General features: G+C 68.8%; 18 protein-coding genes and 9 pseudogenes. 14 read left to right on the top strand and 13 right to left on the bottom strand.

Features of this window, described 5'->3' with window-relative positions; all coding sequences use genetic code 11:
* Positions 1 to 43 precede the first annotated feature (43 nt).
* On the bottom strand, positions 44 to 1,006 hold the full coding sequence (locus ABZ404_RS31340; RefSeq protein WP_358991125.1) for a hypothetical protein: 963 nt from the start codon (positions 1,004 to 1,006) through the stop codon (positions 44 to 46).
* On the opposite strand from ABZ404_RS31340, the pseudogene ABZ404_RS31345 reads away from it, so the two are divergent.
* The 3 genes and pseudogenes from ABZ404_RS31345 (at position 1,005) to ABZ404_RS31355 (ending at position 4,712) form a co-directional block, all read left to right on the top strand.
* Positions 1,005 to 2,483 (top strand): annotated as a pseudogene (locus ABZ404_RS31345) (pyridoxal-dependent decarboxylase). The gene ABZ404_RS31340 and the pseudogene ABZ404_RS31345 sit on opposite strands and share 2 nt — an antisense overlap.
* Positions 2,484 to 2,601: 118 nt before the next feature.
* Positions 2,602 to 3,873: a WS/DGAT domain-containing protein gene (locus ABZ404_RS31350; RefSeq protein WP_358832296.1), complete on the top strand. Its 1,272-nt coding sequence runs from the start codon at positions 2,602 to 2,604 to the stop codon at positions 3,871 to 3,873.
* Between the two features lie 446 nt (positions 3,874 to 4,319).
* Positions 4,320 to 4,712, top strand: a complete 393-nt coding sequence (locus tag ABZ404_RS31355) for a peptidase inhibitor family I36 protein (protein ID WP_358832295.1) — start codon at positions 4,320 to 4,322, stop codon at positions 4,710 to 4,712.
* A 659-nt stretch (positions 4,713 to 5,371) separates the two neighbouring features.
* On the opposite strand, the pseudogene ABZ404_RS31360 reads toward ABZ404_RS31355, so the two are convergent.
* Positions 5,372 to 6,266: pseudogene (locus tag ABZ404_RS31360) on the bottom strand (TauD/TfdA family dioxygenase).
* A 199-nt stretch (positions 6,267 to 6,465) separates the two neighbouring features.
* On the opposite strand from ABZ404_RS31360, the gene ABZ404_RS31365 reads away from it, so the two are divergent.
* Complete coding sequence (locus tag ABZ404_RS31365) at positions 6,466 to 7,563, top strand: MerR family transcriptional regulator (RefSeq protein WP_358832313.1); 1,098 nt, start codon at positions 6,466 to 6,468, stop codon at positions 7,561 to 7,563.
* A 151-nt stretch (positions 7,564 to 7,714) separates the two neighbouring features.
* On the opposite strand, the pseudogene ABZ404_RS31370 reads toward ABZ404_RS31365, so the two are convergent.
* A pseudogene (locus ABZ404_RS31370) lies at positions 7,715 to 7,872 on the bottom strand (DUF6009 family protein); the annotation flags it as partial.
* A gap of 76 nt (positions 7,873 to 7,948) precedes the next feature.
* Between ABZ404_RS31370 and ABZ404_RS31375 the strand changes: the two are divergent.
* Positions 7,949 to 8,377: pseudogene (locus tag ABZ404_RS31375) on the top strand (Imm21 family immunity protein).
* 1,115 nt (positions 8,378 to 9,492) lie between these two features.
* On the opposite strand, the gene ABZ404_RS31380 reads toward ABZ404_RS31375, so the two are convergent.
* Together ABZ404_RS31380 and ABZ404_RS31385 are read right to left on the bottom strand one after the other, a co-directional pair.
* A complete protein-coding gene (locus ABZ404_RS31380; protein ID WP_358832294.1) occupies positions 9,493 to 9,876 on the bottom strand; it encodes a hypothetical protein in 384 nt (127 codons plus the stop codon).
* A gap of 534 nt (positions 9,877 to 10,410) precedes the next feature.
* Positions 10,411 to 10,971 (bottom strand): phenolic acid decarboxylase, encoded by a 561-nt coding sequence (locus ABZ404_RS31385; protein ID WP_358832293.1) that lies wholly within the window; start codon positions 10,969 to 10,971, stop codon positions 10,411 to 10,413.
* Between the two features lie 88 nt (positions 10,972 to 11,059).
* On the opposite strand from ABZ404_RS31385, the gene ABZ404_RS31390 reads away from it, so the two are divergent.
* Entirely contained in the window at positions 11,060 to 11,494 is a 435-nt protein-coding gene (locus ABZ404_RS31390; RefSeq protein ID WP_358832292.1) for a MarR family transcriptional regulator, read from the top strand.
* Positions 11,495 to 11,588: 94 nt separating this feature from the next.
* On the opposite strand, the gene ABZ404_RS31395 is transcribed toward ABZ404_RS31390, so the two are convergent.
* Together ABZ404_RS31395 and ABZ404_RS31400 are read right to left on the bottom strand one after the other, a co-directional pair.
* Positions 11,589 to 11,888 (bottom strand): lamin tail domain-containing protein, encoded by a 300-nt coding sequence (locus ABZ404_RS31395; protein ID WP_358832312.1) that lies wholly within the window; start codon positions 11,886 to 11,888, stop codon positions 11,589 to 11,591.
* Positions 11,819 to 12,052 (bottom strand): annotated as a pseudogene (locus tag ABZ404_RS31400) (sporulation protein); the annotation flags it as partial. The gene ABZ404_RS31395 and the pseudogene ABZ404_RS31400, both read right to left, overlap by 70 nt.
* On the opposite strand from ABZ404_RS31400, the pseudogene ABZ404_RS31405 reads away from it, so the two are divergent.
* Positions 12,011 to 12,558: pseudogene (locus ABZ404_RS31405) on the top strand (UDP binding domain-containing protein). The pseudogenes ABZ404_RS31400 and ABZ404_RS31405 sit on opposite strands and share 42 nt — an antisense overlap.
* Before the next feature lie 307 nt (positions 12,559 to 12,865).
* Here the strand turns inward: ABZ404_RS31405 and ABZ404_RS31410 are convergent.
* Both ABZ404_RS31410 and ABZ404_RS31415 read right to left on the bottom strand, forming a co-directional pair.
* Complete coding sequence (locus ABZ404_RS31410; RefSeq protein ID WP_358832291.1) at positions 12,866 to 14,209, bottom strand: polysaccharide lyase family 1 protein; 1,344 nt, start codon at positions 14,207 to 14,209, stop codon at positions 12,866 to 12,868.
* 715 nt (positions 14,210 to 14,924) lie between these two features.
* Positions 14,925 to 15,271, bottom strand: a pseudogene (locus tag ABZ404_RS31415) (MFS transporter); the annotation flags it as partial.
* 290 nt (positions 15,272 to 15,561) lie between these two features.
* On the opposite strand from ABZ404_RS31415, the gene ABZ404_RS31420 reads away from it, so the two are divergent.
* The 3 genes from ABZ404_RS31420 (at position 15,562) to ABZ404_RS31430 (ending at position 19,727) form a co-directional block, all read left to right on the top strand.
* On the top strand, positions 15,562 to 17,760 hold the full coding sequence (locus ABZ404_RS31420) for an MMPL family transporter (protein WP_358832290.1): 2,199 nt from the start codon (positions 15,562 to 15,564) through the stop codon (positions 17,758 to 17,760).
* An 85-nt stretch (positions 17,761 to 17,845) separates the two neighbouring features.
* The gene (locus tag ABZ404_RS31425) at positions 17,846 to 19,036 is read left to right on the top strand and encodes a histidine kinase (RefSeq protein ID WP_358832289.1); all 1,191 of its coding nucleotides are present in this window, start codon (positions 17,846 to 17,848) and stop codon (positions 19,034 to 19,036) included.
* Between the two features lie 13 nt (positions 19,037 to 19,049).
* Positions 19,050 to 19,727, top strand: coding sequence for a response regulator transcription factor (locus tag ABZ404_RS31430; protein WP_358832288.1), 678 nt, complete (start codon positions 19,050 to 19,052; stop codon positions 19,725 to 19,727).
* Between the two features lie 681 nt (positions 19,728 to 20,408).
* Here ABZ404_RS31430 and ABZ404_RS31435 read toward each other — a convergent pair.
* Positions 20,409 to 21,476, bottom strand: a complete 1,068-nt coding sequence (locus ABZ404_RS31435; protein ID WP_358832287.1) for an arabinan endo-1,5-alpha-L-arabinosidase — start codon at positions 21,474 to 21,476, stop codon at positions 20,409 to 20,411.
* Positions 21,477 to 22,575: 1,099 nt separating this feature from the next.
* Positions 22,576 to 22,758, bottom strand: a pseudogene (locus tag ABZ404_RS31440) (transposase); the annotation flags it as partial.
* Between the two features lie 95 nt (positions 22,759 to 22,853).
* Between ABZ404_RS31440 and ABZ404_RS31445 the strand changes: the two are divergent.
* Positions 22,854 to 23,270, top strand: coding sequence for a hypothetical protein (locus ABZ404_RS31445; RefSeq protein WP_358991128.1), 417 nt, complete (start codon positions 22,854 to 22,856; stop codon positions 23,268 to 23,270).
* A 132-nt stretch (positions 23,271 to 23,402) separates the two neighbouring features.
* On the opposite strand, the gene ABZ404_RS31450 is transcribed toward ABZ404_RS31445, so the two are convergent.
* The gene (locus ABZ404_RS31450; RefSeq protein ID WP_358832165.1) at positions 23,403 to 24,041 is read right to left on the bottom strand and encodes an SMI1/KNR4 family protein; all 639 of its coding nucleotides are present in this window, start codon (positions 24,039 to 24,041) and stop codon (positions 23,403 to 23,405) included.
* Between the two features lie 291 nt (positions 24,042 to 24,332).
* Positions 24,333 to 24,419: pseudogene (locus tag ABZ404_RS31455) on the bottom strand (IS5/IS1182 family transposase); the annotation flags it as partial.
* 160 nt (positions 24,420 to 24,579) lie between these two features.
* On the opposite strand from ABZ404_RS31455, the gene ABZ404_RS31460 reads away from it, so the two are divergent.
* From ABZ404_RS31460 to ABZ404_RS31470, 3 genes are all read left to right on the top strand, one after another.
* Positions 24,580 to 24,921, top strand: coding sequence for a DUF5713 family protein (locus ABZ404_RS31460; RefSeq protein ID WP_358832164.1), 342 nt, complete (start codon positions 24,580 to 24,582; stop codon positions 24,919 to 24,921).
* A gap of 199 nt (positions 24,922 to 25,120) precedes the next feature.
* The gene (locus ABZ404_RS31465; RefSeq protein WP_358832163.1) at positions 25,121 to 25,618 is read left to right on the top strand and encodes a hypothetical protein; all 498 of its coding nucleotides are present in this window, start codon (positions 25,121 to 25,123) and stop codon (positions 25,616 to 25,618) included.
* Complete coding sequence (locus tag ABZ404_RS31470; protein ID WP_358832162.1) at positions 25,584 to 26,195, top strand: SDR family NAD(P)-dependent oxidoreductase; 612 nt, start codon at positions 25,584 to 25,586, stop codon at positions 26,193 to 26,195. Before ABZ404_RS31465 ends, ABZ404_RS31470 begins: the two co-directional genes overlap by 35 nt.
* Positions 26,196 to 26,333: the final 138 nt, after the last annotated feature.

The raw sequence follows: 26,333 nt of genomic DNA on the forward strand, positions 1-26,333 counted from the left end.
GGGGCTGCTTCCCCCGCCCGCCCGGGGCGCGTCACGTGCGGGTTCACGGGCGCATGGTGAGGTTTTCATTGCATGCGTCGGGCAGTTGGCCTGGCGTGCTGCCGGGCGCGGCGTCCAGCGCGGTGCGGCGCCGCTGGCACAGGCGGTCCAGGACCTGCACCCCCGGTTCCGCGCCGCGGAGCAGGGAGGGTCCGGAGGGGACGAAGCGCGAGCAGACGCCCACGTGGGCGTGGTGAACATCTGTCAGGACTTCGACCAGGTGCTGGTGGGCGGGACGCAAGCTGGAGGACTTCGCCGGTGCGGCAAGCCCCCATTCGCGCAGACTCTGCACAAGGACGCGGTGATCGGCCGACCACAGGCCGGAGAATCCACGGGGAGCCTGCGGTGGGGCCATCGAAGGCCGGACAGTGTCGTGGTAGTCCTGCGCGTCGAAAGACGCGGTGATGCGCAGGGCGGACGCGCTGGCGCGCAGGAAGTGTGCGGCACTTTCCAGGCCGAGGGCGGAACCTGCGGGCGAGGGAGCGCGAAGGGCGTGCCGCAGGGCGACCACGGTCGCCTGGGTGAGGGCGAAGAACAGCCGGTGCCCCTGAATCCAGCGTTGGCGCACCGTGGCCTGCGTCCGGGGCTCGTAGAGGCCGGATTTCGGGGTCAGGCCGGCCGCGTGCGCGGCGAGATCGAGGTCGGGCTCCGTTAAAGATCCGTCTGGGTGACGGGAGAAGGCCCGCACTGTGGCGAGGGTGTCGTCGAGGGCGTCGATCAACAGGGGCGCGGGGGCGCAGGCGCATCGTGCGACCGCGAAGTATTCGCCGAACGCGGCTTCGCGGGGATCGCGTTCGGGGAGTCGGCGGTGGTGGTCTGGGGATGTGTGGTGACGGCCCGGTCGGTCCGCGGCCTCGCGCAGGGTCCCCAGGCTGTGGGGCAGGTGCTGGGGCGGGGCGAGCCACAGCACGGATTCGCTTGTCATCTGGGCCGTTTCACTAGTTCTATGCGGTACGTTACCCGCCATGTCAGTAACTCTTGGTGATGATTCGTTTCACAGCGCAATCGGCGAGGTCGCCGCGATCATCGAGGACTACTGGGAGGATCTGCGCGAGGAACGCCTGCCGGTGACGCCGGACCTTCACCCCGGGGACGTACGAGCGATGCTGCCGGACGGCGTACCGGAGCACGGCGAGCCGATCCGGGATGTCCTTGCCGATGTACGGCGGGTGGTGATCCCCGGGCTCGTCCACTGGCAGCACCCTTCGTTCCTCGGCTATTACCCGACCCAGACCAGCCCCGCATCGGTGGTCGGCGAGCTGTTGGCCTCCGGCCTGGCGGTCCAACACATGATGTGGTCGACAGGCCCGGCCGCCACCGAACTCGAGGAGGCGGTCCTGGACCACCTCGCGGTCGCGCTGGGCCTGCCGGAGCGATTTCTCAGCACCGGGGACGGCGGCGGGGTCCTGCAGGACTCCGCGTCCTCAGCGGTCCTGGTTGCCGTAGCCGCCGCCCTGTACCGCGCCTCAGGCGGACGCTGACGCGAGCGCGGCACCGAGGGGCGCTACCGCCTGTACTGCACCGGCCAGGCGAACTCCTGCATCCCCAAGGCCTCACGCATCGCCGGCCTGGGGGAACCGACCCAGATCCCCACCCTGCCAGGCACCTGCGAGATGGACCCGCGCGCCCTGCACGAGCAACTGGCAGCCGATCGCGCCGCAGGCCTGGTGCCCGCGATCGTGGTCACCTCCGTCGGTACCACCGGCACGTGCGCCATCGACCCCGTCGCCGCCGTCGCCACAGTGTGCCGCGAGTTCGGGGCCTGGCTGCACGTAGACGCCGCCTACGCCGGCTCGGCCGCCGTCTGCCCAGAGAACCGCTGGATCAACGAGGGCGTCGAGCACGCCGACTCCTACGCCGTGAACTGCCACAAGTGGCTGCTCACCGGGCCGCCCTGCGACGCCATGTGGGTAGCCGACCGGCACAGCCTCACCGCCGCCATGGACATCCGCCCGCCATTCCTGCGCAACCAGGCCAGCGACTCAGGCGACGTCACCGACTTCCGCGACTGGCAGGTGCCACTCATGCACCCCTTCCGCGCCCTGAAACTGTGGTTCGTCCTGCGCACCCACGGCGTCGAGGGCCTGCGCGCGCACATCCGCGAACAGCTCTCCCACGCCGAGCTGCTCGCCGACCTGGTCCGGGACAGCCCCGGCTTCGAACTGGTCTCACACTCACTCGGACTGGTGTGTTTCCGCCTCACCGGTGACAACGCCCGCACAGAGCGCCTGCGTGCCAAGCTCGACGCTACCCACCAGATCCTCGTGACACCCACCACCATCGACGGCCGCTACATCCTGCGCGCTGCCCTGGGCTCGCGCCTGGCGTCCCAGGCCTCCGTACGCAACGCCTGGGCGCTAGTGCGCGAGATCGCCGCCGCGGTCCCCGACGACCGGCCCGCGTCATCCGCAACGTCACCGACGACCTCGGTAGGCGCCCGGTAACCGGGAACGCATCCGTATGACGCAACGCCCCCGGGAGGTCGCGGACCGTGGACGTGAGCAAGCCCCAGGTGCGCACACCCCCATCGCGCCGCGCGAACGACATGTAGCGGAGAACACCGTGCACGACCACGACGACGCCAGCGCAGCGGGCGAACGCTGGTTCGACTACGCGGCGGCACACCCGCACACGAGCATGGAGATCGGAGGGGTAGCCGTGGTCACCGGCCCCGCCCCTTCGACCGTCGAACTACACGCGTTGATCGACTTGGTCCGCGGGGCCCACCCTCCGCTGCTCGACCGGGCCCGCCCACGGGGCATGAATGCGGCAGGCCCGCCCGAGCCGTCCGACCACTTCGAGGAGGTCGCGTTGCCCGTGCACGGCGGTGACGTCGCACTGCACGCAGGGATCGAGCGCGTGTGCGGCCGGCCGCTTACGGACGTCACCTGGGGCATGACCCTGCTCCACGGCCACCGTGACAACGAGTTCGCCCTGCTCCTTCGCGCCCATCACGGCCTCTTGGACGGCATGTCCCTGATCGGTATCACGCTCGCCGCGCTGGGCGCAGCCGGCCTCCCGCGCCGCCGCACACCCCTGGTGCCCCCACCTTCCTGGACGACCGCTCGCGTGCGTGCCCTGATGCGAGCGGTCGCCGGCATCGCGCTGCCCGCGAACGCAATCAGCCTCGGCCCCGGCCGCGTCCAGGCCCCGACCGGCCCACCGCGACGCATGTGGGTCGACACGCCACTGCCTCGCATGAAGGCCATCGCGCGGGCGGGCGATGCCAGCCTCAACGACGTCTACCTGGCCGCCCTTGCGGGCGCCCTGCGGCCCGGGGTCCCCGACCGTGCCACAGGCACCGTGCGGGCGATGGTCCCCCTCAGCACTCGCGGCGGCAACAGCGCCGCGTTGGGCAACTTCCACCGTGGCGTCCCCGTCGTCCTGCCCTGTCACCTGCCCACCGCCGCCGAGCGCCTGGCCGCCACGCACCTGGCCACCGCGGACATCCGGAACGGCCGCCGCGATCCCAACGCGGACGTCCTCTTCGAGGTCCTGCCCACGCGCTGGCACGGCAGGGCCCTGGCGCGGGTTCTGCATCCGCGGCGCACCACCATGGTGGCCACCCATGTCCCCGGTCCCGCACGTCCCCTCGAACTCTACGGTCACAGCATCCGTACCCTGTTACCACTGATGTTCCTGCCCGCCGGACATCACCTGTCGGTCTGCCTGGGCGAATACGCCGGAACCGCGCACCTGGCGGCCGTCGCCGATCCCAGCCTGCCCGACTTCAACGCGCTGCCCACCCGCTGGCTCGCCGAACGCGACGCACTCGAAGCCACCCTCGTGCACCCCCGACGACCTTCTGATGCCGGCGCTCGGGCAGCGTGGTGAGAGCCGGGTCGACTCGCGCTTGAGCTCACCCATCCCGGGAGCAACAGATCACCGAGGCGGACGGTTCCCGGGCCCGCTCTTCCAGACCGGCAGGGTGGCCGCACACTCCAGCCGTCGCGTAGCCGGCGCTGGGACCAGAGCCCCAGGACGACCTTTTGGCCCCCAGGCGGGACCCGGATCGGCACAGGAACCGCAGGATCGGCGGCGCAACAAACGGGTCCTACCAGCTGTACTGTTGGCGACCAGCCGTCCGTTCTTGTCGAGTGGGGTGTCGCTCAGCAGTGTGCCGAGGGCAGCAGCCTTCGGCACGGCGGCCTTCACCCCACCAAGGCCGCCGAGGCGGCAAAGGTACGTCCCCAGGGAGCGGATGGGGTTGTACTCCAGGGAAACCCCGTCCCTGGACGCTCCAGGCCATGACCTGGAGAGGAACGGCTCGTTGAGCTGGCATGAACCACATCCAACGGATCCTTGCCGGGCTGGCCGGCACAGTGGCAGCCCTGAGCATGGCGACGATCTCCCCCGCCCACGCGGCTGACGGGTATGACCGGTGCCCCACCGGCTACTACTGCATGTTCTCGGGCCTCGACGGCACCGGAGACATGATCAAGCTGAGGTCGAACACGCCGGACCTCGCGGCGCTCGGCATGAACGACCGAGCCAAGTCCGATTGGAACCGGACCCCTTCGACCATCCACCTGTGGTCCGACGCGGGTTACACCGGGTGCACCGTGGTCACATCCTCCGGCCCGACCGGCAAGGGCAACTTCTTCCCGGCCTATCAGGACTTTTTCAGCTCGGTGCAGTTCGACGGAGCGGGCGGCCCGAGCTGTGGCGGCTAAGACAGCTACGGCGCGTATCGGGCTGTGATCAACCTGCGGGATTCGCCCTCGCGACGAGGCCCGATCCGGTAGATCAAGCCGTGTGACGCGACAGCACCTGCCGGACCCGGAGCGGGAGTTCATCGGGCCGTACCTGCCGATCGGCGCGTACGGTCCGTACCCGGAGCGGCTGTGCTGCGGCAGCAGTTCGAGACGCAGGCCTGCTCGGCCTACTCCACACCTGGGAGCCGGAGAAGTAGGACGTAACGGGGGCGGCTTCCCACGCCTCAAGTCGGCACAACACGCCTCTTCGTCAGACTCGTCAGTCGCGGGTCGCGGGTCGCGGTACCGGCCAAACCCACCAGGCGGCCGCGGAGCCTCACCAAGCCGACCGTCTCCCTGGTCACAGCTCGAACTCACCACCTCCGCTGATTCCTCTGAACCTCCTGGATGCTGTCGGGCTCGGGCCTGGACAGCACTCCTGGATGGGGCGGGACGACGGCGCGGGAGACCGATGGGTGATGACCTTGGCCAGACCGCCGTATGCACCACGAGGGGGCCTCTCCCCCGGACGGAGAGGCCCCCTCACACGCGGTGTGCTACCGCTACGCGGACGCACTCGGCTGCAGCGGGATACGGACCCCCGGCCCCGTACACCCGCGCCCGCCACCGGCCCCGCATTAGGCGACCGGCGTATAGACCGATGTGTAGTGCGAGGCGTCACCCGCGATCGAGTAGCTCTCCTTGCCCTCGGTGCCGACCGGCACGTCACCAGCGACCGTGACGCGGTGGAGGCGGCGCGGCAGGCCGTCGTAGTTGTCGATGGCGTAGTGCTGGGTGATCCGGTTGTCGAACAGCACGAGCTGGTTCGGGGACCAGCGCCACCGCAGGATGTTCTCCGGCCGGGTGACGTGGGCCTGGAGGAGGTCGAGAATCTTGCGGGAGTCCGCCACCGACAGGCCGACGATCCGCTGGGCGAAACCGCCGATGAACAGCCCGCGTTCCCTGGTCAGCGGGTGGACCCGGACTACCGGGTGGGCGGTTCGGTACGCGATGGACGTGAACTGGGCGCGCTGCTCGGCCTTCTCCTCGTCGACCTCCTCGTCCGGCACCGCGTAGTCGGAGTCGTTGGTGTGTTCGGCCCAACAGCGTGTCGGCGAGCAACCGTAGCGGCTCGGGCAGGCTGCGGTAGGCGGCCGCCGAGTTGGCGATCAGGGTTTCACCTCCGTATGGCGGGAGGGTGATGCTGCGCAGAGTGCTGGCCTGCGGTGGGTTGAGGACGAAGGTGACGTCGGTGTGCCAGTGATTGGCACGCCCGCGCTCGCTGTCGACGGGGAGCACGTTCGGTGCCTCGGCCACGGCGGGCACGGTGGGGTGCGCCGTGGTCAGGTCGCCGAAGTGGCGGGCGAAGGCCTGCTGGCCCTCGTCGTCGAGGTCGACGTCGTCGAAGGCCAATGCCTTGTGCTCATTCAAGGCGGTACGCAGAGCGGTGACGGTCTCGGCGTCCAGGGGCTTGGCGATGTCGACGCCGGAAACCTGGGCGCCGATGTGCGCGGTGACCTTCCGGATCTCGATCTGCCTCCCTGCGGTCGTGTCCACCGTGGTGGCCTTTGATGCGCTGCTCGTCCTGGTCTCTGTCTCGGGCATGGGCGAGTCCCTTTCAGGTCGGGCTCGGACCGCTGCTTCGCGTTCGGCTCTTGCTGCCGTAAATGAGGCCCTTGACCCTCACGTGGCGTCAGGCTGCATAGTCGGTGCCGTGGAAGATCACTGGACCGTGGGACGCGTGGCCGAGCTGGCCGACGTGAGCGTCCGCACACTGCATCACTATGACGAGATCGGGCTCGTGCGTCCGTCGGCGCGCACCGCGGGTGGGTACCGGGCTTATTCGGCGGGCGACGTGGAGCGTCTTCGGGAGGTGCTGGCCTACCGGCGGCTGGGCTTCGGTCTGCGGGAGGTTGCGGAACTGGTCGGCGCCCCGTCCACCGACGCGGTCGCGCACCTGCGCCGACTGCGTGGCCTGCTGCTGGAGCTGCGTGATCGTGCTGACGCCATGGCGGCGGCCATCGACAGGGAACTTGATGCACGGGCGAAGGGACTGAAGGTGACACCAGAGGAGCAACTGGAAATGCTCGGTGCACGGCTCTACGACGCGATCGGCGGCGCCTACACCGCGACACGGCATACCGAACCGCGGATCGCCGCACAGATCTGGAACGCGCTCGGGGACGCCCGGACGGTGCTGAATGTCGGGGCCGGCACCGGCTCCTACGAGCCGGCTGATCGCGAGGTGACCGCGGTGGAGCCATCGGCGGTCATGCGCTGGCAGCGGCCTCCCGGCTCGGCGCCGTGCGTGGCCGCCGCCGCGGAGAGCCTGCCGTTCGAGGACCACTCCTTCGACGTCGCGATGGCCGTCTCCACCGTTCACCACTGGGGGGACCCGATAGCGGGGCTGCGCGAGATGCGGCGCGTTGCCCGCCGCGTGGTGGTGCTCACGTTCGACACCGACGAGCCCGGATGGCAGGACCGGTTCTGGCTTACCCGCGACTACCTGCCCGAATTCGCCGCCGTCCTCGCAGAATTTCCCTCGCTTACCGGGATGGCCGACGCGATCGGCGCCCGCGCTGAGCCGGTGCCCATCCCATGGGACTGCGCTGACGGCCTGTTCGAGGCGTACTGGCGCCGACCGAGGGGGTATCTGGAGGATCACGTGCGCCGTGCGATGTCGGTGTGGACGAGGGTGGGGCCGGAGGCCGAGCAGCGGGCGGTACGAAGCCTCAGCGACGACCTCGACTCCGGCCGGTGGGCCGAGCGCAACAGCGACCTCGCTGACCTCGACGCGGCAGACCTCGGCCTCCGCCTGCTTATAGCTTGAACCGCATCTGCGGTGCCCTGAGGTTTCTGGACAGAGACCGAATAGGATCTGTCCAGAAACCTCAGGGCACTCACGTTCGCTTCCGAGCGAATTGCTAGAGGAGCACGCCCGATCACAAGATCAGCAACAGAGCCTCTTCTCCCCCACCCGGTGCGGCTCGATCGTGCGGCAGGAGGAAGCACACCCGACGCAGTTGCCGACCACTGTCGGGGTCGGTTTCAGCGTCGGGGGCGAGTTCGGTGTAGCCGACCATGCCGCCATGCGGGCATAGCGGAGCTTGCCGCACCGGCGGGTGGTCTTGTCGAGGGCCTAGAGGACGGCTCGATGCCTGTTCCTGTGGAATGGGGCTCAGCGGGTCTTGTGCTGGGTGTGCGTGATGAGGTCGATGACGGCCGGAGCCTGCGCTGTCGGGGACTGGGCCAGACTGCTCGATGTCGGCCCCTCCGGCGCTCGGGCCCTGGTCCTCGCGGACGAGCCTGCGACCAGCCGCTACTTGCCCGAGCAGCTGGCGTTCGGACGCTGGCTGGCTGCCGACTCGGAAGACGAACTGCTCACCGCGGCCCAGACTGTACTTGCCGATGCCGATACCGCGTGAGAAGACGTCGGCGTCTGGGAGACGGACGGGCCGGCCATGCTGATGGACTCCACCACGGCGGGAGCCGAACTCGACGAGGAGTATCCGGATGGCGGCCGGCCTGAGCAGGCTCCGGTTGCTCTCCCGGCTGGCCGGTGGCGGGTCCGTGCGGTTCACACCACGGGCGATTCCCCCTGGGTGGGGTCGTCCAGCTACTGCCCGATGCAGCGTGCCGAGTAGGGCCGAACCGGTGGTGGATCAGCGCCACGGAACTGGCGTTGACCACCGGCGACCTGGTGGGATTGCACCGGTCGTCGTCCGCTCCCGCTTGTGGGCGCTATGGGACGACGTGCGGCCGAGGATTCCGCGCGCTTCGGCTTCGGGGAGACAAGAGAGGCGCCTACGGGGGTTTCCGAAGCCGTCGACCACGACACCGCCCGCCGAGTAAGCCCTGGCCGACAGCGTCGAGGCGTGCGGCTTCTGCCGACCGAACACCGCACGGGGATGACCGACTGACATAGCTGCGGCAGCCTCATGCTCCTCGGCTCGCACGCCACCAGAGGCGATAATAGGCGTCACCGCGGAGATCACGTGACCGGGCTTGTTGGACTGCCAGTCCCCATAGAAAAAGGAATAGTGGATCGATCACCCTGCGCGGTGAACGCATGGGGCTGTGCACTTCACGTTGCCCGCTTGTTGTATTTATGAGTCATGTACAGGCTGATCCATGTGACCACAGCCGCGACGGCAACAATCCATCCTTTAGAATTTCCCAGCATTGCGAGCGCTATTCCAGAGAGGAGAAGAACTGCCGCAGCTAGGGATGTCATGGCGTAGAGCCTCCGCATGCGTCCTTGTTGTTCCAGGGAACGACCTAGACGTGCCATGAGCACTCCGTTTCTTATCGGCGAGAGCGAGCAATCGCTGCTCTCCGACGAGGTTGAGTCGGCGGACCTCGGCCAACGCCTCTTCATGCGCCGCGGCCCTCGATGCCCACGACTGGGTGAAGGCTGAAGCGATGCCGTCGACGAGATCACCCGTGTCCGCGGACTCATCCGCCGGGTCAGGACCGACCTCGGCGATCTACTGCCAGAGGAACGGCCCACTCGACGAAGTTATCGCACTCCTCGGCCGCGGCCGAGACGCCCAATCCACCTCGGCATCCCCCAAGTCTGCCAGCCCCGCCCTGTTTTCCACTCAGGACCCAGCTCATGACACCCTCCCTACACGACGGCCGCCAGGAAGCCGCAGACGCCACGAACGAGTTCACGCCGTCCCGCACGAAGCCCCCGCTGCAGGCGAACCCGTCAGCGTCCCCGGCATCGTCAGCCGAGCCCGCTGGACCACAGGCGATGTCACCACAGATGAAGGAAGCTCCGGACATCGTCATAGCCGTCGAGGGCCCGACCGTCCACGTCCGACGGGTCCGCCTCGGCCCGCGCCGCCAGCGACTTCGCCAGGGCACGGGCCTCATCGCCGAGTCGCCCGAAGCGTCGAGCGGTGTGTCCCAGGCACAGGCCGGCCAGCCCGAGCAGCGGACTACCCGACACAGCCCGCGTCCCGACCTGCACGCACCAGTGCTCGGCGAACCCCGCGTCGTTGTCGTTCAACGCGGTGCCGACCAGGACTCCCGCCGCCTCGCCCTCTGCTGAGCGGTCACGCAGCGCCCGCTCCAACGTCTCGACCACCACGTCGTGAGGCAGCGCGGGAGGGTTCTCGAAGCTCAGATGAGAATGCATCCCGCGACACTACGCGGACCGCATCCGACAGCTACCCGCCGCGGACGCGTCCAGCAGGACGGGGCAAACGTTGCCTGACACGGCACTAGCTGCTTGCCAGGTCTGCGGCGTCGTCGGAAAGAAGCTGACTATCGGCAGGTTGGCCGGAGTCGAGTCCCCCGTGACGAAAGCCACGGTCTCAATGCCGAGGTGGTCACTGCCGAAGTAGCAGTAGCGGATCAGGAGTAACCCGGTAGGCGCATCAGCGTTGTGCCCAACATGCTCAGCACGATGACCTGACCGGCCCCGGGCGTCAGGGGACGGCGTAGTGAATGAACGATTCCCCGCTCCGGCCCGGAACCGATCTTTGCCGACCTTGTCCACCAGTGGGAGAGCGCCGGCCGGCTCGTTCCCGGCCGCCAGAACGAGCATGGGATCTATCTCGTGCGCACGTGTCCATGGCCAGCCCACTGAGGGCTTCGCACTCCCCCAGGCTGCAGGGCACGCACCCGCTCCAGGTCAAACCGCGCAGGTCCGCGGCTGGCAGACCCGGCCCTAGTTGGTCTCGTCCGCCCAGCCCGCGGGGAGATCGGCCGGGGCGATGGCGATGACGTCCTCGTTGTCCACGCCGACGAACTCGTAACGGGTGATCTTCGCGAACTCCGGGACGACGTAGATCGGGTACGTCGGGCCCGCGTCGCGGAAGGCGCGCATCTCCTCCAGGTGGTCGTTCTGGAAGAGGACCGTGCGCTCGCCGTGCTCCTCGACCCAGTGCGGGAAGAAGATCACGCCGTGCAGGACACGCTCACCGGGGACGACGTTGACGGCGACGGAGGTGCCGGTCGGCTCGTTCCAGGAAACCTTGTAGACGCCCGCGGTGAGCATGACCAGGTCCACCTCCTGGTCCTTCACCCAGCGGCCGCCGACCATGCCGGTGTGGATGCGGTAGTCGATGGTGTGGTCGTTCTTGACATACATCTCGTACTGCCAGCCGTTGGCGTAGGTGTAGATGAAGCGGTGGCCGACGATGCCCGAGAGGTCCTGTGGCGGGATCGGAGTCGTGACCGTGGTGGGGTACGCGGTCGTTTCGAGTGCGGCTTCGGCGATGGTGGTCATGGGATCTCTCCTTGCTGCGTCACTGACTCCTTAAGTTTGACACAAAACTATTTTGTGTCAAAACGAAACCTTCGGCAGAATGTCCACCATGGACACCGCCTCCGACCTCAGCCAGCTCCTCGGCCCCCTGCGCCGCGCCGTACTCCGCTCCACACGGAGCGCGGCCGACCTCCCCGACCTGCCCGAGGCTCAGATCGAGCTGTTGCGGGCCCTGGCCGCAGAAGGCTCCCTCGGCACCAAGGTGGTCGCGGACCGGCTGCGTATCGCGCCCTCGACCGTCAGCAACCTCGTCAAGACGATGGTGGCGTCCGGACTCGTCGAGCGGGCCGCCGACCGCGCGGACCAGCGGGCCGTGGTCCTCACCCCGACCCCCGCGGCGCTCGACCTGCTCGACCGCTACGACCGCGCCAGCACCGCAGCCCTGCAAGGCGCACTTGCCGCGCTTCCGGCCGCGGACAGGGCCGCACTGCGGGACGCGCTGCCCGTACTGCGGCGTCTCGTGCGGGAACTGGACAACAGGTAGCCCCCAGCCGGAGCCCAGAGGCTGAGGGCAGCACCCCCTGCAGGAATACCGCCCTCTCCGGTTCACGCGCCGTGGCAGCCTTCGTCACTCGACGTCAGCGGCGACCCCAGGACTTCGCGGCGATGACGTGCTGGTGGTTGTCACGCAGGGTGGCGGCGTCACCGGTGTTGTTCCAGACGTACGCGCGGCGGTCCTGGTAGACGTCGCGTGCGGTGTCGCGGCCGATGCCGGTGTGGACGCGCACCGACTGGTGGCCTGCAAGGCGCAGGTTGCGGAAGGTGTAGGTGTGGCGGGAGCGGTCGGTGCGGGTCCAGCCCCGATCAGTTAGGCGGCGACGCCGAGTTCGGTGCGAGTGCGGTGGAGGAACTCGCGGACGGCCGGCTCCCGGCGCCAGGGGGCGAGGGCGGTGTTGAACTGCCGGACGTAGTCCTTGGCGCGGGAGGACTGGACGCGGGCGAGGATGTCCACGGAGCGGTTGCCGAGTTCCAGGCCGTGGTCAAGGTCGCGGGCCTGGAGGTGGGCGGTCCCTACGATCGCCAGCCGCATCCCGACCGAGCGGTCGGATTCATCAACCGCGCCGACGACCTCGACAACGGCCAGGCCGTCGGCATCCTCCGCGAAGCCGCCGCCGTCAACGCCCCCCGCCGCCAGCGCGTCATCGACCTCGCCCGCGAAGAACTCGGAGGCGACCTGCGGAGCAAGCGGATCACCGTCTGGGGCGCCGCCTTCAAACCCGAGACCGACGACATCCGCGACTCGCCCGCCCTCGCCGTCGCCCAGGCCCTCCACGACCTCGGCGCCACCGTCACCGTCACCGACCCAAGGCCCTCGACAACGCCCGCAAGCTCCACCCCGACCTCTACTACGCCGAGGACCCCATCGCCGCCGTCGACGACGCGGATCTGCTGCTGCACCGCACCGAGTGGCCACAGTTCTCCACCATCGACCCCAAGCGGCTCGCCACCCGCACCAACAACCCCAAGGTCATCGACGCCCGCGGCACCCTCACCACCGCACAGTGGCGCGAAGCCGGCTGGATGACCCGAGCCCTCGGCCGCCGCTGAAGCGCACCGCACTCACGGCCACAGGGACACTCAGGACCTTCCGGCAAGAAGAAGCCGCCAGCGGTCCCATCTGCACGACGGGGCCGCTGGCGGCGGCAAGAACAACCTCTGCCGCGAGGCCGGGTCAGCCGGACCACGATGCACCGGGCAACCGAGATCCTCACCGAGTGGGACGCCCGGAGACACTCGCGGCCCAGTTGCGGCCGTAGGCGGCCCCCTCACCGTCTGTGGCGGGGCGGAACGAGCGGCACGAATACGCGAGGGCCGGGGGGTTCGTGGTCTCCCCGGCCCTCGCGTGGCTGGGTTGCTACTTGAGCACGCCCGCCCCCGTCGTCGTCGCCAGCGACGCCGGCAGGTTGGCCGCCGAAGTTTCCAGGCCCGTCGTGAGAGTCGGGGTCCAGTTGACCGTGGTCTTCAGGTCCTTGGACGAGGCGGCGTTGTAGGCGGCGACGAGGTCGGTCACCGTGCCGTTGACGAGGTTGCCGGAACCCTTGACCGCGCCGGTGCCGTCCCCGCTGAGGACCTTGGCGGCCTTCGCGCCGGACGGCAGCTTCCAGTAGTTGTTCTCCGCGACGACCTGTGCCTTGGCGCGGGAGTTGATGCTGTACTGCGGCGTGTACCCGTTGAGGGGCGTGACGTCGTAGTAGTTGTTGTAGATGTGGACCTGGCCGATGCGGGTCAGCGGGGCGCGCTGCATGATGCCCTTCCACACGTTGTGGTGGAGGGAGACGCGGAGCTTGCCGACGCTGTCGGTGTCACTGCTGCCGATCAGCATCGTCTTGTCGTGGTTGGTGAACTGGTTGCGCGAGACGGTCACCAGGTCGGATCCCTTGGTGATGTCGAGGGCGCCGTCGTGGATCTGGTACTCGCGGCCGAAGTACTTCGGGTTGGCGCTGTCGAAGTGCGGCGCGTCGGTGAACGTGTTGTGGTCCGCCCACACGTGGGTCGCGCCCCGCAGGGATACCGAGTCGTAGTTGGAGTTCCAGTTGCCGTCGTCGCCGTCGGTCGGGTCCCACTGCGGGAAGCAGTCCTCGGTGGCGGCGAAGGTCAGGTTGCGGACGATGACGTTGTCCACGCTCTGGATCTGCAGCATGGCCCCGGTGAGGCCCGCGTTCGTACCGGAGACGCCCATGATGGTCGTGTTGGCGGGGACCTTGAAGACGATGTTCTTGCCCTGCTTGGCCTGGGCGGCGGCGCGTGCCTTCTCCTGGGTGCCGGAGGGCAGCTTGGAGCGGCCGTAAGTGGCCGGGTCGTAGGCCTTGAGGTAGGCCGACAGCGAGTAGCCGGTACCCAGGGCGTAGTCGGCGCAGGTCAGCTTCTTTCCGCTGTCATCGGTGTTGGCGTCGATCATGCCGCTGATCTTGATGATGCGGGGCGTGGTGTCGGAGACCGAGCCCAGTGCCTTCACGAGCTGCGCACGGGTGGAGACGGTGAAGGTGTGGGCGGCGTCGGCCTTTGTGCCGCCGGTGGTCCCCGTTCCCAAGGACGCCCAGCCGTCCTTGGCGGTGAGCGTCTGGTGGTACAGGTCGACGGTCCCGGCGTTGGCGTTCATCAGGACAACGCCAGAGCCGACGCCTGCGGCCACGACGGCCGCGCCGATGACGGCGGCACGACGGGAGCGGAGGGACCGGCGATGGGAGCGAGCAGCCACAGGGCTTCCTTACGGGGAGAAGAACGGGGTTACGCCCTGTCAGTGGCCGCCGACCCGTGCAAGGTTGCCGCACGCGGTGAATTTTTTTGCCCCGCGCCCCGGACATGACCAGCTCGCCGACCTCCGTCCCGCCCCTGATGCCATGGTGGCCCGGGATCCGGCGGAAGACGCCGTCCTCAAAAACGGTTGTCGGCATCTACCGGAGAGAGCGCACCCGGCGGCCGGACCCGGCCGCGTAGACACCTTGAGGGTGACGGCGGCAGAGGGGATGCCGACGCGAGCGGCGCCGTGGGGGCGCGAGGCTCAGAGGGCGGGGGTGCGAGCAGGCCGCAGGGTGGTGGCATGACGCCGCCGCGTGGGTGCGGCATAGCGGAGCGCGGCGTAGTGGCAGTCGTCTGCAGGGCGGCGTCTGCCGCGATCGCCGCTGTCACCTCACGGTCCTTGGCCTCCGGGCCGCCCTGGAGGAGAGCCCCGGGGCGGCCCGGAGGCCAGGGACGGTGAGGTGTTCCGGCAGAGGATTCGCGTGGCCGTGGACCGTGGACCACGGCCGTGCCCTGCGCGTGCTCGCGCCGCCGGGCTCCTGCCTGACGCGCCTGGCGGGCGATCTGGCGGTGGGCCGGTGCCCGGCGATCCGGCGGACGCGTCCCTGGCGATCCAGTGGACGCCCCGCCGGCGTCCAGCGGGTGGACCCGGTGTGCTCCCGCCCAGTCGCCGCCTAGCTCGCCGTCGTCCCGGCCCCCGGCTCGGCGCTCTTCCTCGCGAATCCGCGCCGGCCCGGCAGGACCGCGAGGACTATCGGTGTTCCGGCGGCCATGATGATCCCGCCGATGAGACTGGTCTGGGCGACTCCGTGGGCGAAGGCCTGGTGGACGGCGTCCACGGCGGCCTGAGCCCTGCTGGGGCCCGGCGGCGGGATCCTGCGCGGCCCGCTCCGCGACGGCCAGGCCACCGCCGACCGAGTCCTTGGCTGTCTCCACCGCTCCGCCGGGAGCCGGTTGCCCACCAAATCGGCCAGCTCCTCCCGGTAGGCGTGCCCAGCAGTGATCCGAGCACCACGATGCCCGCAGGTACTCCGCCCGGCTGGGGTCGGCGGTAGGGGCGCTCGCCGGACCGGACGAGGGCGCCCTGGAACGATTGCGCGGGTTCATGCTCCGCGCCGTCCACGGGGTGCCACTCGCCGACGACGTCCCCCTGACCGGTCTGATCAGGCCGTCGCGGTCCTGTCTGCTGCGATCGCAGTAGATGAAAGAGTCTGCGTGCGGCCAACGACGAGAGAGCGGAGAACTGCGAGTGTTCGAGGGCCGAGATCGTCGGCCCACACGCACATGGCAGTCCCCTCGAAAGGCTCGTCGATGTCCCCTCTCGCCCGCTGGTGCCATCGGCACCGGCTCGCTGTCCTCCTGATCTGGGTGGGCATGTTGCTCACTCTCGGCGCCGGAGTCGGTGCGGCTGGTAGCGCCTTCGGCAACAGCCCGATCTCCCAGGACACCGACTCGGCCAAGGCGACGGCACTGCTCCAGCAGGCCTCCAACAGCGCGGCCGGCAAGAGCGGCCGGGTGGTCTGGCAGGTGAACGGCGGGAAGGTAACCGAGGCTGCCGCCAAGCAGCCGATGACGCGGACTCTGAAGGAGATAGCTGAGGCACCGGGCGTCGCCGCGGTGACCAGCCCCTACACGCCGGACGGCACGGGGCAGATCAGCAAGGACGGCCGGACGGCCTACGCCTCGGTCGCGTTCGACCGGGACGTGGAGGACGCCCAGGTCGATCATGTGAAGGAACTCGCTACAGGCCCGGAGTCGGGGACTCTGCACATCGCCCTCAACGGCCAGGCGTTCACCGTCAACCCCAAGCCGAACGCGGCCGCCGACGCCCTGGGCATCTTCCTCGCCTTCATCGTGCTGCTGTTCGTCTTCCGGGCGGTCTGGGTGGCGGCGTTGCCGATCATCACGGCCATCGTCGGAGTGGGCACCTCCGCGGTCGCGGTGATGCTGCTCAGCCACGTCATCACGCTCTCCGACACCACGCTGACTCTGGGTTCGCTGATCGGCCTGGGCGTGGGCATCGACTATGCCCTGTTCATCGTCAACCGCCACCGCGCCAACCTCATGACGGGCATGGGCGTCGCCGAGTCGGTCGCCAAGGCCCTTGACACCTCCGGCCGGGCGGTGGTGTTTGCCGGACTGACCGTCGTCGTCGCACTGCTCGGCATGCTGACCCTGAACGTCGGCCTCATCAACGGCATGGCCATCGGCGCCGCGGTCACCGTCGTCCTGACCGTGCTGGCCGCCGTCACTCTGCTGCCCGCCCTCCTCGGCATGATCGGCCCGCGTGTCCTCAGCAAGAAGGAGCGCCACGGCATGACCGGGCAGGCGAGCCGCCCGTCGTCCTGCGGGCATGCCAGGCTGTGGGTCCGGTGGGCCGGACGTGTCCAGGCCAGGCCGAAGACTCTGGGGGTCGTCGCGCTGGCTGTGCTGGCGGCGCTGGCGATGCCGACGCTGTCGCTGCGCCTGGGTGCGTCCGACGACGGCAACCTGCCCGTGACCTCGACGAACCGGCAGGCGTACGACATGATCGCGGACGGTTTCGGGCCCGGCTTCAACGGCCCCCTCGTCCTCGCCGTCCAGGCCCCCACGACCGCTGACATGGCCGTCGAAGCGAAGCTGGTCACCGCTCTCCAGCAGGTCGGCGGTGTCGCCCATGTCAATGCCGCGCCCATGAAGGGCGGACAGACCGTTGGTGTGATCCAGGTCGTCCCGACCACCTCCCCGCAGTCAAAGGCCACATCCGACCTCATTCACCACCTGCGGGACGACGTGATTCCCGAGGCAGTACGGGGCACAGCGATGAAGGTGTATGTGGGTGGTGTCACCGCGAGCAACGACGACTTCGCGTCGGTGCTGATGAGCAAGCTTCCGATCTTCGTGCTGGTGATCGCCGCCCTCGGCTTCCTGCTGCTGACCATCGCCTTCCGCAGCCTGCTCATCCCTGCCGTCGGTGCCGTGCTGAACATCCTCAGCATCGGCGTCGCCTTCGGCGCGATCGTCGTGGTCTTTCAGTACGGCTTCGGCGCCGGGCTGCTCGGGCTCGGTGCCGCGGGACCGATCGAGTCGTTCGTACCGATCCTGGTGGTCGGCATCATGTTCGGTCTGTCCATGGACTACCAGGTCTTCCTGGTCAGCCGGATGCGCGAGGAATGGGCCCACACCGGTGACAGCCACCGGGCCGTGCGGGTCGGGCAGGCCGAGACCGGCAAGGTGATCGTGGTCGCCGCGACGATCATGGTGTGCGTCTTCGGTTCCTTTGTGTTCGGCGGCATGCGCGTCATCTCCGAGTTCGGCGTCAGCCTCGCCGTCGCCGTCGCCGTGGACGCCCTGCTGATCCGCATGGTCGTCGTGCCGGCGCTCATGCACCTGTGCGGACGGGTCAACTGGTGGCTGCCCCGCCGCCTGGACCGCGCGTTGCCCAGCGTGTCCTTGGAAGGCCCCGCCGAGGCGTCCGGGCACCCGCCGCACGCCGTGCGGGAGCCGGAGACCGCCGGCCAGGTCCGCTGACCGTCAGCACGACGGACCGACATCGCACACCGGCCGGTGGAAGGGAACTGACCTTCCACCGGCCGGCGCTGCTTAGAGTGAGGGAATGGAACTGCCCATGGTGTGGCGACAGTGGCTGGCCCGTCATGACCGCATCACAGACGCTCTGCCCGCGGCGCCTCTGGTCGTGATTGCCGCGGCGGCGACCGCCGTCGGTCAGGACGGCTGGCACGAGCCCCGGTGGCACGAGGTCACATGGACAGCACTGTCCTGCATGCCCCTGGCCTTCCGGAGCCGCTGGCCGCTGGCCGTCGCCCTGTTCACGGTGGCGGGCGACCTCACGCTGATGGCCGTCGCCTCGCACATCGCGCCGACCCCGGCGGCGAGCCTGATCGCCCTGTACACCCTCGCTCTCCTCGGCGGCCGGCGCACCGCGTGGACGGTCGGGACGGCCGCGGCCGTGGCGATCGCAGGTGTGTACGCCGCCACCCACGGAGAGTCCGTGGTGGCAGGGGACAGTCTGCTGCGGTTGGACTTCGCGATCGGAGCCACCACACTGGGCCGCGCCGTCCGTAGCCGCCGCGAGAACCTCGCGGCGGCCAGGGCACGTGCGGAGCATGCCGAGCGCATGCAGGAAGTGGAGTCCCGTCGCCGGGTCACCGAGGAACGCGTGCGCATCGCGCGCGATCTGCACGACGTCGTCGCCCACCACATCACCCTCGTCAACGCCCAGGCCGGTGTGGCGCACCATCTCATGCGCGCCAACCCCGACCAGGCCTACGAGGCGCTCGCCCACATCAAGGACAACAGCCGCGCCGCACTCGACGAACTGCGTGCCACCGTCGGCCTGTTGCGCCAGCCCGACGACGCGCCCGACTCGCGTGCCCCCATCCCGCGCCTGGCTGATCTCGATGGTCTCGTAGGCGGGTTCCAGGCGAGCGGGCTGCTCGTGTGCGTGTCCCGGACCGGGGATCCTACGCCGCTGGCGCCAGCCACCGAGCTGACCGCCTACCGGATCATCCAGGAAGCCCTCACCAACACCCACAAGCACGCCTCGGCCACCCGGGCCGAGATCATCCTCGCGTACGGCGTGCACACGCTCGGCGTCACCGTGAAGGACGACGGGCGCCCCGGCGCGCCCAAGGGCGCGGGCACCGGTCACGGTCTGATCGGCATGCGCGAACGGGCCGTCGCCATCGGCGGTACCGTCACCGCCGGGCTCCCGCCGGAGGGCGGCTTCCAGGTCGTCGCCGAACTGCCCTTCTCGCTCGCCCCCACCCTGTCTGACGCCCCGTGAGGAAAGGCCACTCATGCCCATTCGCGTCCTTCTCGCCGACGACCAGGCTCTGCTCCGCGGCACCTTCCGGCTGCTCATCGACGCCCAGCCGGACATGGAGGTCGTCGCTGAGGCCTCCAACGGGCGCCAGGCGGCGCAACTGGCCCGGACCGAGCACGCCGATGTGGTGGTCATGGACATCCGGATGCCCGAAGTCGACGGTATCGCGGCGACCCGGCTGATCGCCCAGGACGAGGACCTGGCCGGAGTGAAGGTCCTCGTCCTGACCACCTTCGAGGAGGACGACCTGGTCATCGAGTCCCTGCGGGCCGGAGCGAGCGGCTTCCTGGGCAAGGGAGTCGAACCGGCGCAACTACTCGACGCCATCCGCCTGGTGGCCGCCGGAGAGGCGCTGCTCTCCCCCGCGGCCACCAAAGGCCTCATCTCCCGCGTCCTCGCCCAGCCCTCCCCCGGCGACCTCGTCGACACCACACGACTTGCCACTCTGACCCCCCGGGAACGAGAGGTGCTCACCCTGGTGGGCTCCGGCCTGGCAAACGACGAGATCGCCGCACACCTCTTCGTCACCCCCATCACCGTCAAGACCCACGCCAACCGCGCCATGGCCAAACTAGGAGCCCGCGACCGCGCCCAGCTGGTTGTCATCGCCTACGAGACCGGCCTGGTGCGCGCGGGGGAACGACCAGGCTGAGACACCGCCCGCCGTGATCGGCGGGCAACCTGCCTACTGCCTCCACCGCACGGCGCCCTTCTGCTGCGCGGCGGCGAGCGCAGCCGCGGTTTTATTGCGGTCACCGGCGAGATTCCCGGCGGCGGCGACGATCTGGCGACTGCGGGACTTCACCAACACGTCGTGCCCCGCCCCGCGAAGGCCCGGCACACCTCGTTTTGGTATGTGCCAAGGCGTGGTGCGGGGTGGTGCCGTTCCTGCTGGAGCCCCGGCGAGATCCGCGTCTCCGTCCCTTTCCCTATGGCAGCAGCGGAACAACTTACGGGCTTTCCGGCCGTATAAGCCCAGTTCGACTACGGCGTGCGACCGGATGTCCCCCCAGGACACGTTCGACCAGGATCTGCGCTGCCGGCGCCGACGCGGCTCCTTACCTCTGGCACCCTGAGAGGAGCCTCTGGGCCCGCGAACGCCTCTGCGATCAACCGGTCGTCCTGCGCCTCGCCCTGGGCGCATCCCGCTCAAGAAATGCACCCAGGAGCACCTACCGGTCACCTCGTGAGACGGAAGCGCCGCCAGTCCTGCGGAGATACGGCGGTGCGACACGCGGCCTGCGACTTCCGCGGACGACTGCTGCTGGCGCAACTGTCGCCCGGGACGCCGCAAGCAGCGTGCGGCTCGAAGCGTCTCTTCCGCGAATCCTGGTCAGTGGGCGGTGGGCCAGCCACTGTCCCAGTTCAGCCGGTTGAGGCCGAGCTTGGGAGCCCCGTGGTCCCTGCCATCGTAGTAGTGGTAGACGAGCAGGTCTCCGTCAGTGTCGGACATGATGTCCTGCCCGCCGGGACCGATCACGGATCCCTGGGACGCCATGACGACGGTGCCGCCGTCCTTGTTCATCGCGACGCCGTTGCGGTCGTAGTAGGGCCCGGTGGGGCGGGTGGCCCGCCCCACCTTGATCTTGTACGTGGAAGTGGTACCGCTGCAGCAAGCGTCGTAGGAGGCGAACAGGTAGTAGTAGCCGTTTCGCTTCACGACGGTCGGGGCTTCCACCGCCCTCGTCCCCGTGGAGCGGGCGGCGAGGGAGTGGCGGGTGGTGTCCCCCGCGTACCGCTTGCCGGTCTTCGGGTCGAGGCGGATCATCTTGATCCCGCTCCAGTGCGAGCCGAAGGCCAGCCACCACTTACCGTCGTCGTCGACGAAAAGGTCGGGGTCGATGGCGTTGTAGTCGCTGCTGGACGTGGAGGAGTAGACGATGCCCTGATCCTTCCAGCTGCCCGGTGTCCCGGTCGTGGACGTGGCGAGGCCGATCGCGGAGGTCTTGGACCCGAAGCCGGAGACGGCGTAGTACATCAGGTACTTGCCCCCGTGATAGGAGAGGTCGGGTGCCCACGGATCGTTCTCGGCCGAGTAGCGAGACCACCAACGCGGCGTCGAGGAGAAAGCGTTGCCGTTACGGCCGAAGGCGATGCGGTCCGTGGAGGTGCGGGACTCCAGGTAGCCGTGGCTGGACTGGAGCAGGTAGCGCCCGCCGGGCGCGCGGAGCATGGTCGGATCGTGGACGACGACGTCGCCGGTGACCCTCCCGGGGACCGGGTAGGCGGCCGCGCTCGGCGCCGCCGCCGCGGCCTTCGGCTGCACGTCCTCGCCGAACACCCCGAAGGCCGTGCCGTAGGCCATGGCGCCTGCGGCGGCCAGCGCCAGTGCGATCCCTGACAGCAGGGCCGTCTTCTTTCTGCGGTGCCGGGCCTTGCCGTGGCCGTGCAGCTCAGTCATGCGTGTTGTCCCAATCTGTATGTACGCGGGGGCACCCGCCAGGAGCGGTCTACTCCGCAGTTGCCACAGAACCGGGAATGGTTGCCGTCCCGTTCGCCCCCCTCGAGCCCCCGGCCGGCCGCTGTTCTTGGGCACAGCGACAGCGGCCGACCCCGGCCGCCCCGTACGAACCGCCGGTCCGGTGGGGATGGAGCCATGGGAGGAGTGGCGGCGCCCGGCGGCAGCGAATCCGGAGCGGATCGCCGGCGCTACCTGGGGGAAGGAGCTGGCGGCACTCACGCTGCTCTACAACGTGGCCTGCGGCCACGGGTGCGTGGAGGCCAGCCTGGTGCTGACGCATACCATCCGTACCCAGGACGGGGACACGGTCGAGGTCGCGGAGCTGGCGCCTGAAGGATGTGGTCCATTGCGACGTGAAGCAGCTGACGACGCGTGCCTAGAAGTTGCGGCGAAGCGCGGGCCTGGCCGGCATGTTGCCCAGCGGCCTGGAGGACGTGAGCTGGCGGGGACGGATGGGGGGCGGGACTGCGCAGCATCGAAGCGCCGCCACAACACCACCCACTTGACCGGGCGCGAGGAGAACAACATTGCCGCACCGCTCCAGCGAGTCGTTCGGCATCTGGACGTCGACCCTCACCGATCGCTCTGGCCGCGCCGCCATCATTGACCGGCTCGCTTTCAACGGCGCCATCATCGACACCGGGAGCAACTCTCACCTGTCCGGTCCAGGTCGGCCAACTCGATCCATCTCGGCGCGGCTCGCCGTACTGCTTCTCCGCGTGCGTGCGCCGCAAGCCCGGCCGGGTCGTTGCCGCAGCCGACCTACGGTGTCCAGCAGGGGCCGGCCGGTGCGTTCCCACTTCGCCGACGGTGCGCCGACGCTAGAGCCCACTGACATCAACCGCGCCGCCAGCTGGAAGCACACACGACCGCCGGACTCCTCAAGGGCCAGGCTTCTGCCCGCAGCCATGCGCACGGCCGCAGAACGGCTGCGCTGGTTGTGGCCCGTCCTGCGCCGCGCCGACCGGGGCAGCAGTGCTGGGGCAACGATCGACGCAGGTCTATCCCCAACCCCTTCTTGCCCACCATCCGCCGTCCGGCGAGGCGCGGGGGGTCGGTTCTTCGAACCGAGCGGGCGGCCAGGGCCGGGCCAGGTGGGTTTCGGTGCACCGGTCGGCGTGCCCGTCTTCGCCCACACGTTCCTGAACCCCCGCCTCACTCAAGCCGGGGTGAGCCTGTTCGGTTCCGCCGGCCACTCCCACGGCCGTCGGAGGTCGCGCGCGAACGGGCTTGTCAGAGGCATCCGCTAGCTTCCTGACCATGGGAAACTCAGGCGGAACATTGACGACCCGGTCCACCGGGGAACTGCACCAGCTCATGCGAGCAGCTGGGTTCACGGGCCTTGAAGACACGCAGGCGTTGGCGGAGGGCTGGCAGGTGACGGACTTCGCCGACGCCGGACGGCGCAGCCTGGCGAACCTCGTCCAGAGCACAGGGACACCGGCCGTCATGGTGTCCTTCCTCGACAGCGACGTCGGTTTCGTCGAGGCCCTCACGCCGGACGGCAGTAGCTGGGAGGGCCTGCTCAACCGCGAGACGGCGAAGAGCTACGAGATCCCTCTGGAACACTTCCCCATCGAGCCCGCCGTCGCCGGCGCACTCGCCTGGTCGGCCGCCGCCGGACTGACACCCGACGAGGAGACCATCCGGCAGACGCTCACCGGGTCGGCTCCATTCGCGGAACAGCTCTCCTCAGCCCTCTTGACCGCCCTGGGACTACCCGGCGCAAGCTAGCCCCTCCAGGCCCAGCACCTGGCGAACTACGTGAACTTACCCCTGGGGAATAACGCAATCGTCCAGACGTACCCCACCCCAGCCGAAAGATGCTCGGCGCCTCAACCTTGATCAACTACACCGCCGGGGAGGTCAGACCACTGCCCACGGCTCATCACGCCAGTCGGGCAGTTCTTTGTCCAGCCATTCCTCGACGGTCCGCCGCCAGGGATCGGTGACGTCGCTCTCGTTGGCGTCGGCCCAGGTATCGGCCGCCAGGTCCGGGTCGACGACGAGCATGTCGAGGTAGCCCTTGAAGTCGGCGGCGACTCTAGTGAAAACCCCCGTCGACAAGTATCCGGGGTGAGGAATGCCATGGACGAAGGCGTGGAGCTGTCCATGGGTGGCCGGGTTCAGGTCCAGGAACAGAGTGTCGCTGCCGCCGTTGCGAGCGATCGGGAGAAGGCCGGCCAGCGAGACCTCATCGGCAAGCTGCCCATCACGGCTTCGGCGGTACTCGCCCAGCAAGGTGCCCCAGCCGTATTCGCCGTCATCGTCAGGCCCGAGCTGATATAGGTCGTCGAAGCTCTGGAACGGCTCCGGCTCACAAGCCGACAGGCGGACTGAGTACGGGAAGCTCGCCCCGCCCGCTGCTTCAAGGAACGAGCGGTACGAGGCCGGCAGAGGCAGCCCGACCTCCCGTTCGAGACTTTCCAGCTCACTGGTCTCGAACGGCCTGAACGGCCCCACGACCAAGCGGCCCCCATACCAGCGCGACAGCTCCTCAGACACAGCCAGATTGTCGCACCCTCGGTGACTCGAGACTTTGCGTGCCCCCATGTTGCTCGACGTCGGGCTGAGCACGTTCATCCGTACCTGGCGGAGCACTTCAATGAGTACGCGGACACCCGACCGCCCGGGGCGTTCCCGCCGGCCCAACATCGGTACTGCGGCCGGTCCTCGTGCTCGCGACTCAAGACCCGCTACGGCTCACCTGCTGGAGGCTAGTGGTCCGGGGCCGACCGATCAGCCGCAGCACCCGTAAGCGAGCCATGCCCAGGGGGACGCAGGCGCGTCACCGGCCTGCCCGGGCGTGGGGACGAGCGCCAGGGGCCGGCATCGGCTGTCTGCCGCGAGATGGATCTTCGTGGTCCGCCCGCCACGGGAACGACTGGAGGTGGCGACCCGCAGAGCAGCCGCTCCCCTATGTGGAGCTAGGGCCTGTTGTGAAAGTCCAGCTCGCGTGAGGTCTGGCATCCATGGGGACGCCGCTGTCAGTGGTGCTGTGCATGATCGGCGCGTCAGCTTTTCGCGGAGGTAGGGAAGTGCCATGCCGATCACAAACCAGCAGATTGTGGGACATGCGTTCCTGCGGCAGATGTACGACGACTCGTATTTTCCTGATCACGTGGTCGACCAGGCAAAGGCGGTCCTGCTGCGGCTGTGCGAGCGTATCGAGGCCGAGCGGCCGTCAAACCTGGAGAGCTTGTATGCACTCACCCAGGCCGCGACGGAGGAGTTCAACCTGCTGGACAGCGAGTTCGTGGCGGCCGGAAGCGAAATCGAGACGGTGGCGCGGGAGTGGATCTGTGACGAGTTCTGCTTCGTCGCGTCGGCATACGAGTTCACGGAAGCGGAGGCAGAGGAGCTGACCGCTGGTCGGGCCTGGTGAACCAGGACGGAGAGCTACCTTCGGTCAAAGCCACGGCGTGCTCCATCTAGTGGGCTCGGGCCCGGCGGTTCTGCTCCTGGCGGTTCGTCAGCACCACACACGCCACGTCCTCCGCCCGGCGCGCGATCCTGGGCGGCCGGGATGGGCATGGGTAGCGTGGCGTCGTCGGAGAACGGTGTAGGCATAGGGAGGTCTCCGGATGCTGGCGGACTATCGCAGCCTGCCGAACTTCGAGAAGATCCACCTCGAGAGCAGCTACGTGCTGGGGATCGAAGCCCGCCCGGGAAAGCTGGTGTTCAGGCTGGACCTCCTGCTCGATCCAGGGCATCCCAACTTCGGTCCGCCGCTGGGAGACGATCGGTCCTGCTTCCGTCCAGCTCTACACTGTTTCGACGCCGTCCACGCCCTCACCTGGACTGACCAGGGCACTCCGCCAGCCCGGGACGCGAGCGGGGAGATCGACTACGGCGCCATCGACGAGTTCACCTGGACTGCCGGGGAGTTCGCGCTCGTCGGAGACTGGGGCCGAATTCAGGTGGATTCCCCTGAGGCCCCGAGGCTGGAGATTGAAATCGTCCACGGCCCGCGGCCGTCACCACTGCCGCGTGTCTCCGTGTCGGCCAGCCCCCCCCCCGGCCCGGCGCCCGTCGTAGGTCACTACAGTGACCGCACCAACACGCGCGCGTCGACTGGATGATCGGCACCGACATCACCCTTTCAAGCTCAGTAGGTCGCCACCGACCACTCGGAGCGCCAAGCGACACCACCCAGGCAAACAATGCGGCTATCTGCTGGCCACTTCCTCCATGGCGGCCTTCGTGCACTCCCCGCTCCAGGCCCCCTACACGGCCAGCAAGGCCGGAATCTGGGCGATGTGCAACAGCATCCGTCTGGAAGTGCGGCACCTCGGCGTTGGTGTCGGGACCCTGCACCCCACGTTCCTGAAAACGCCGATGCTGGACGCGATCCACGCAGACCCGGCAGGTCGGCTCCTGTGGGGCGGAAACGAACGAGGACTGTGGCGGATGTGCACCGTCGACAAGGCCGTGCGCAGCATCGTGTCAGGCATCGAACGTCGGGCACAGACGATCACCGCGTGCCGCACCCATGCGCTCGTCGCGGCGGCCCCCGGATTCTTCCGGCCGTTCATCGACCGCCTCGGGTTCACGACCACGACCATCACCGAGACCAGCGCTGCCTCCTCACGCAGCGGCGGCCTTCCGCCCACATCCTCAACCGTGAGCCGTGAATTTGAGGAACAGAGCGCTGGATAGGAGGTAGCCGAAGGCAAGTCCCTCCGGCTACCTGACGGCCAACCCGCGTGCAGGGGCCCCGTTCACCGCCTCACGACGCCGACGGGTGCACAATGCGCACCTGTGAAAGGCCTTTTGCGACTGTGGATGGCCTCATTC

The organism is Streptomyces sp. NPDC005878, assembly GCF_040629815.1.
Lineage (GTDB): Bacteria > Actinomycetota > Actinomycetes > Streptomycetales > Streptomycetaceae > Streptomyces.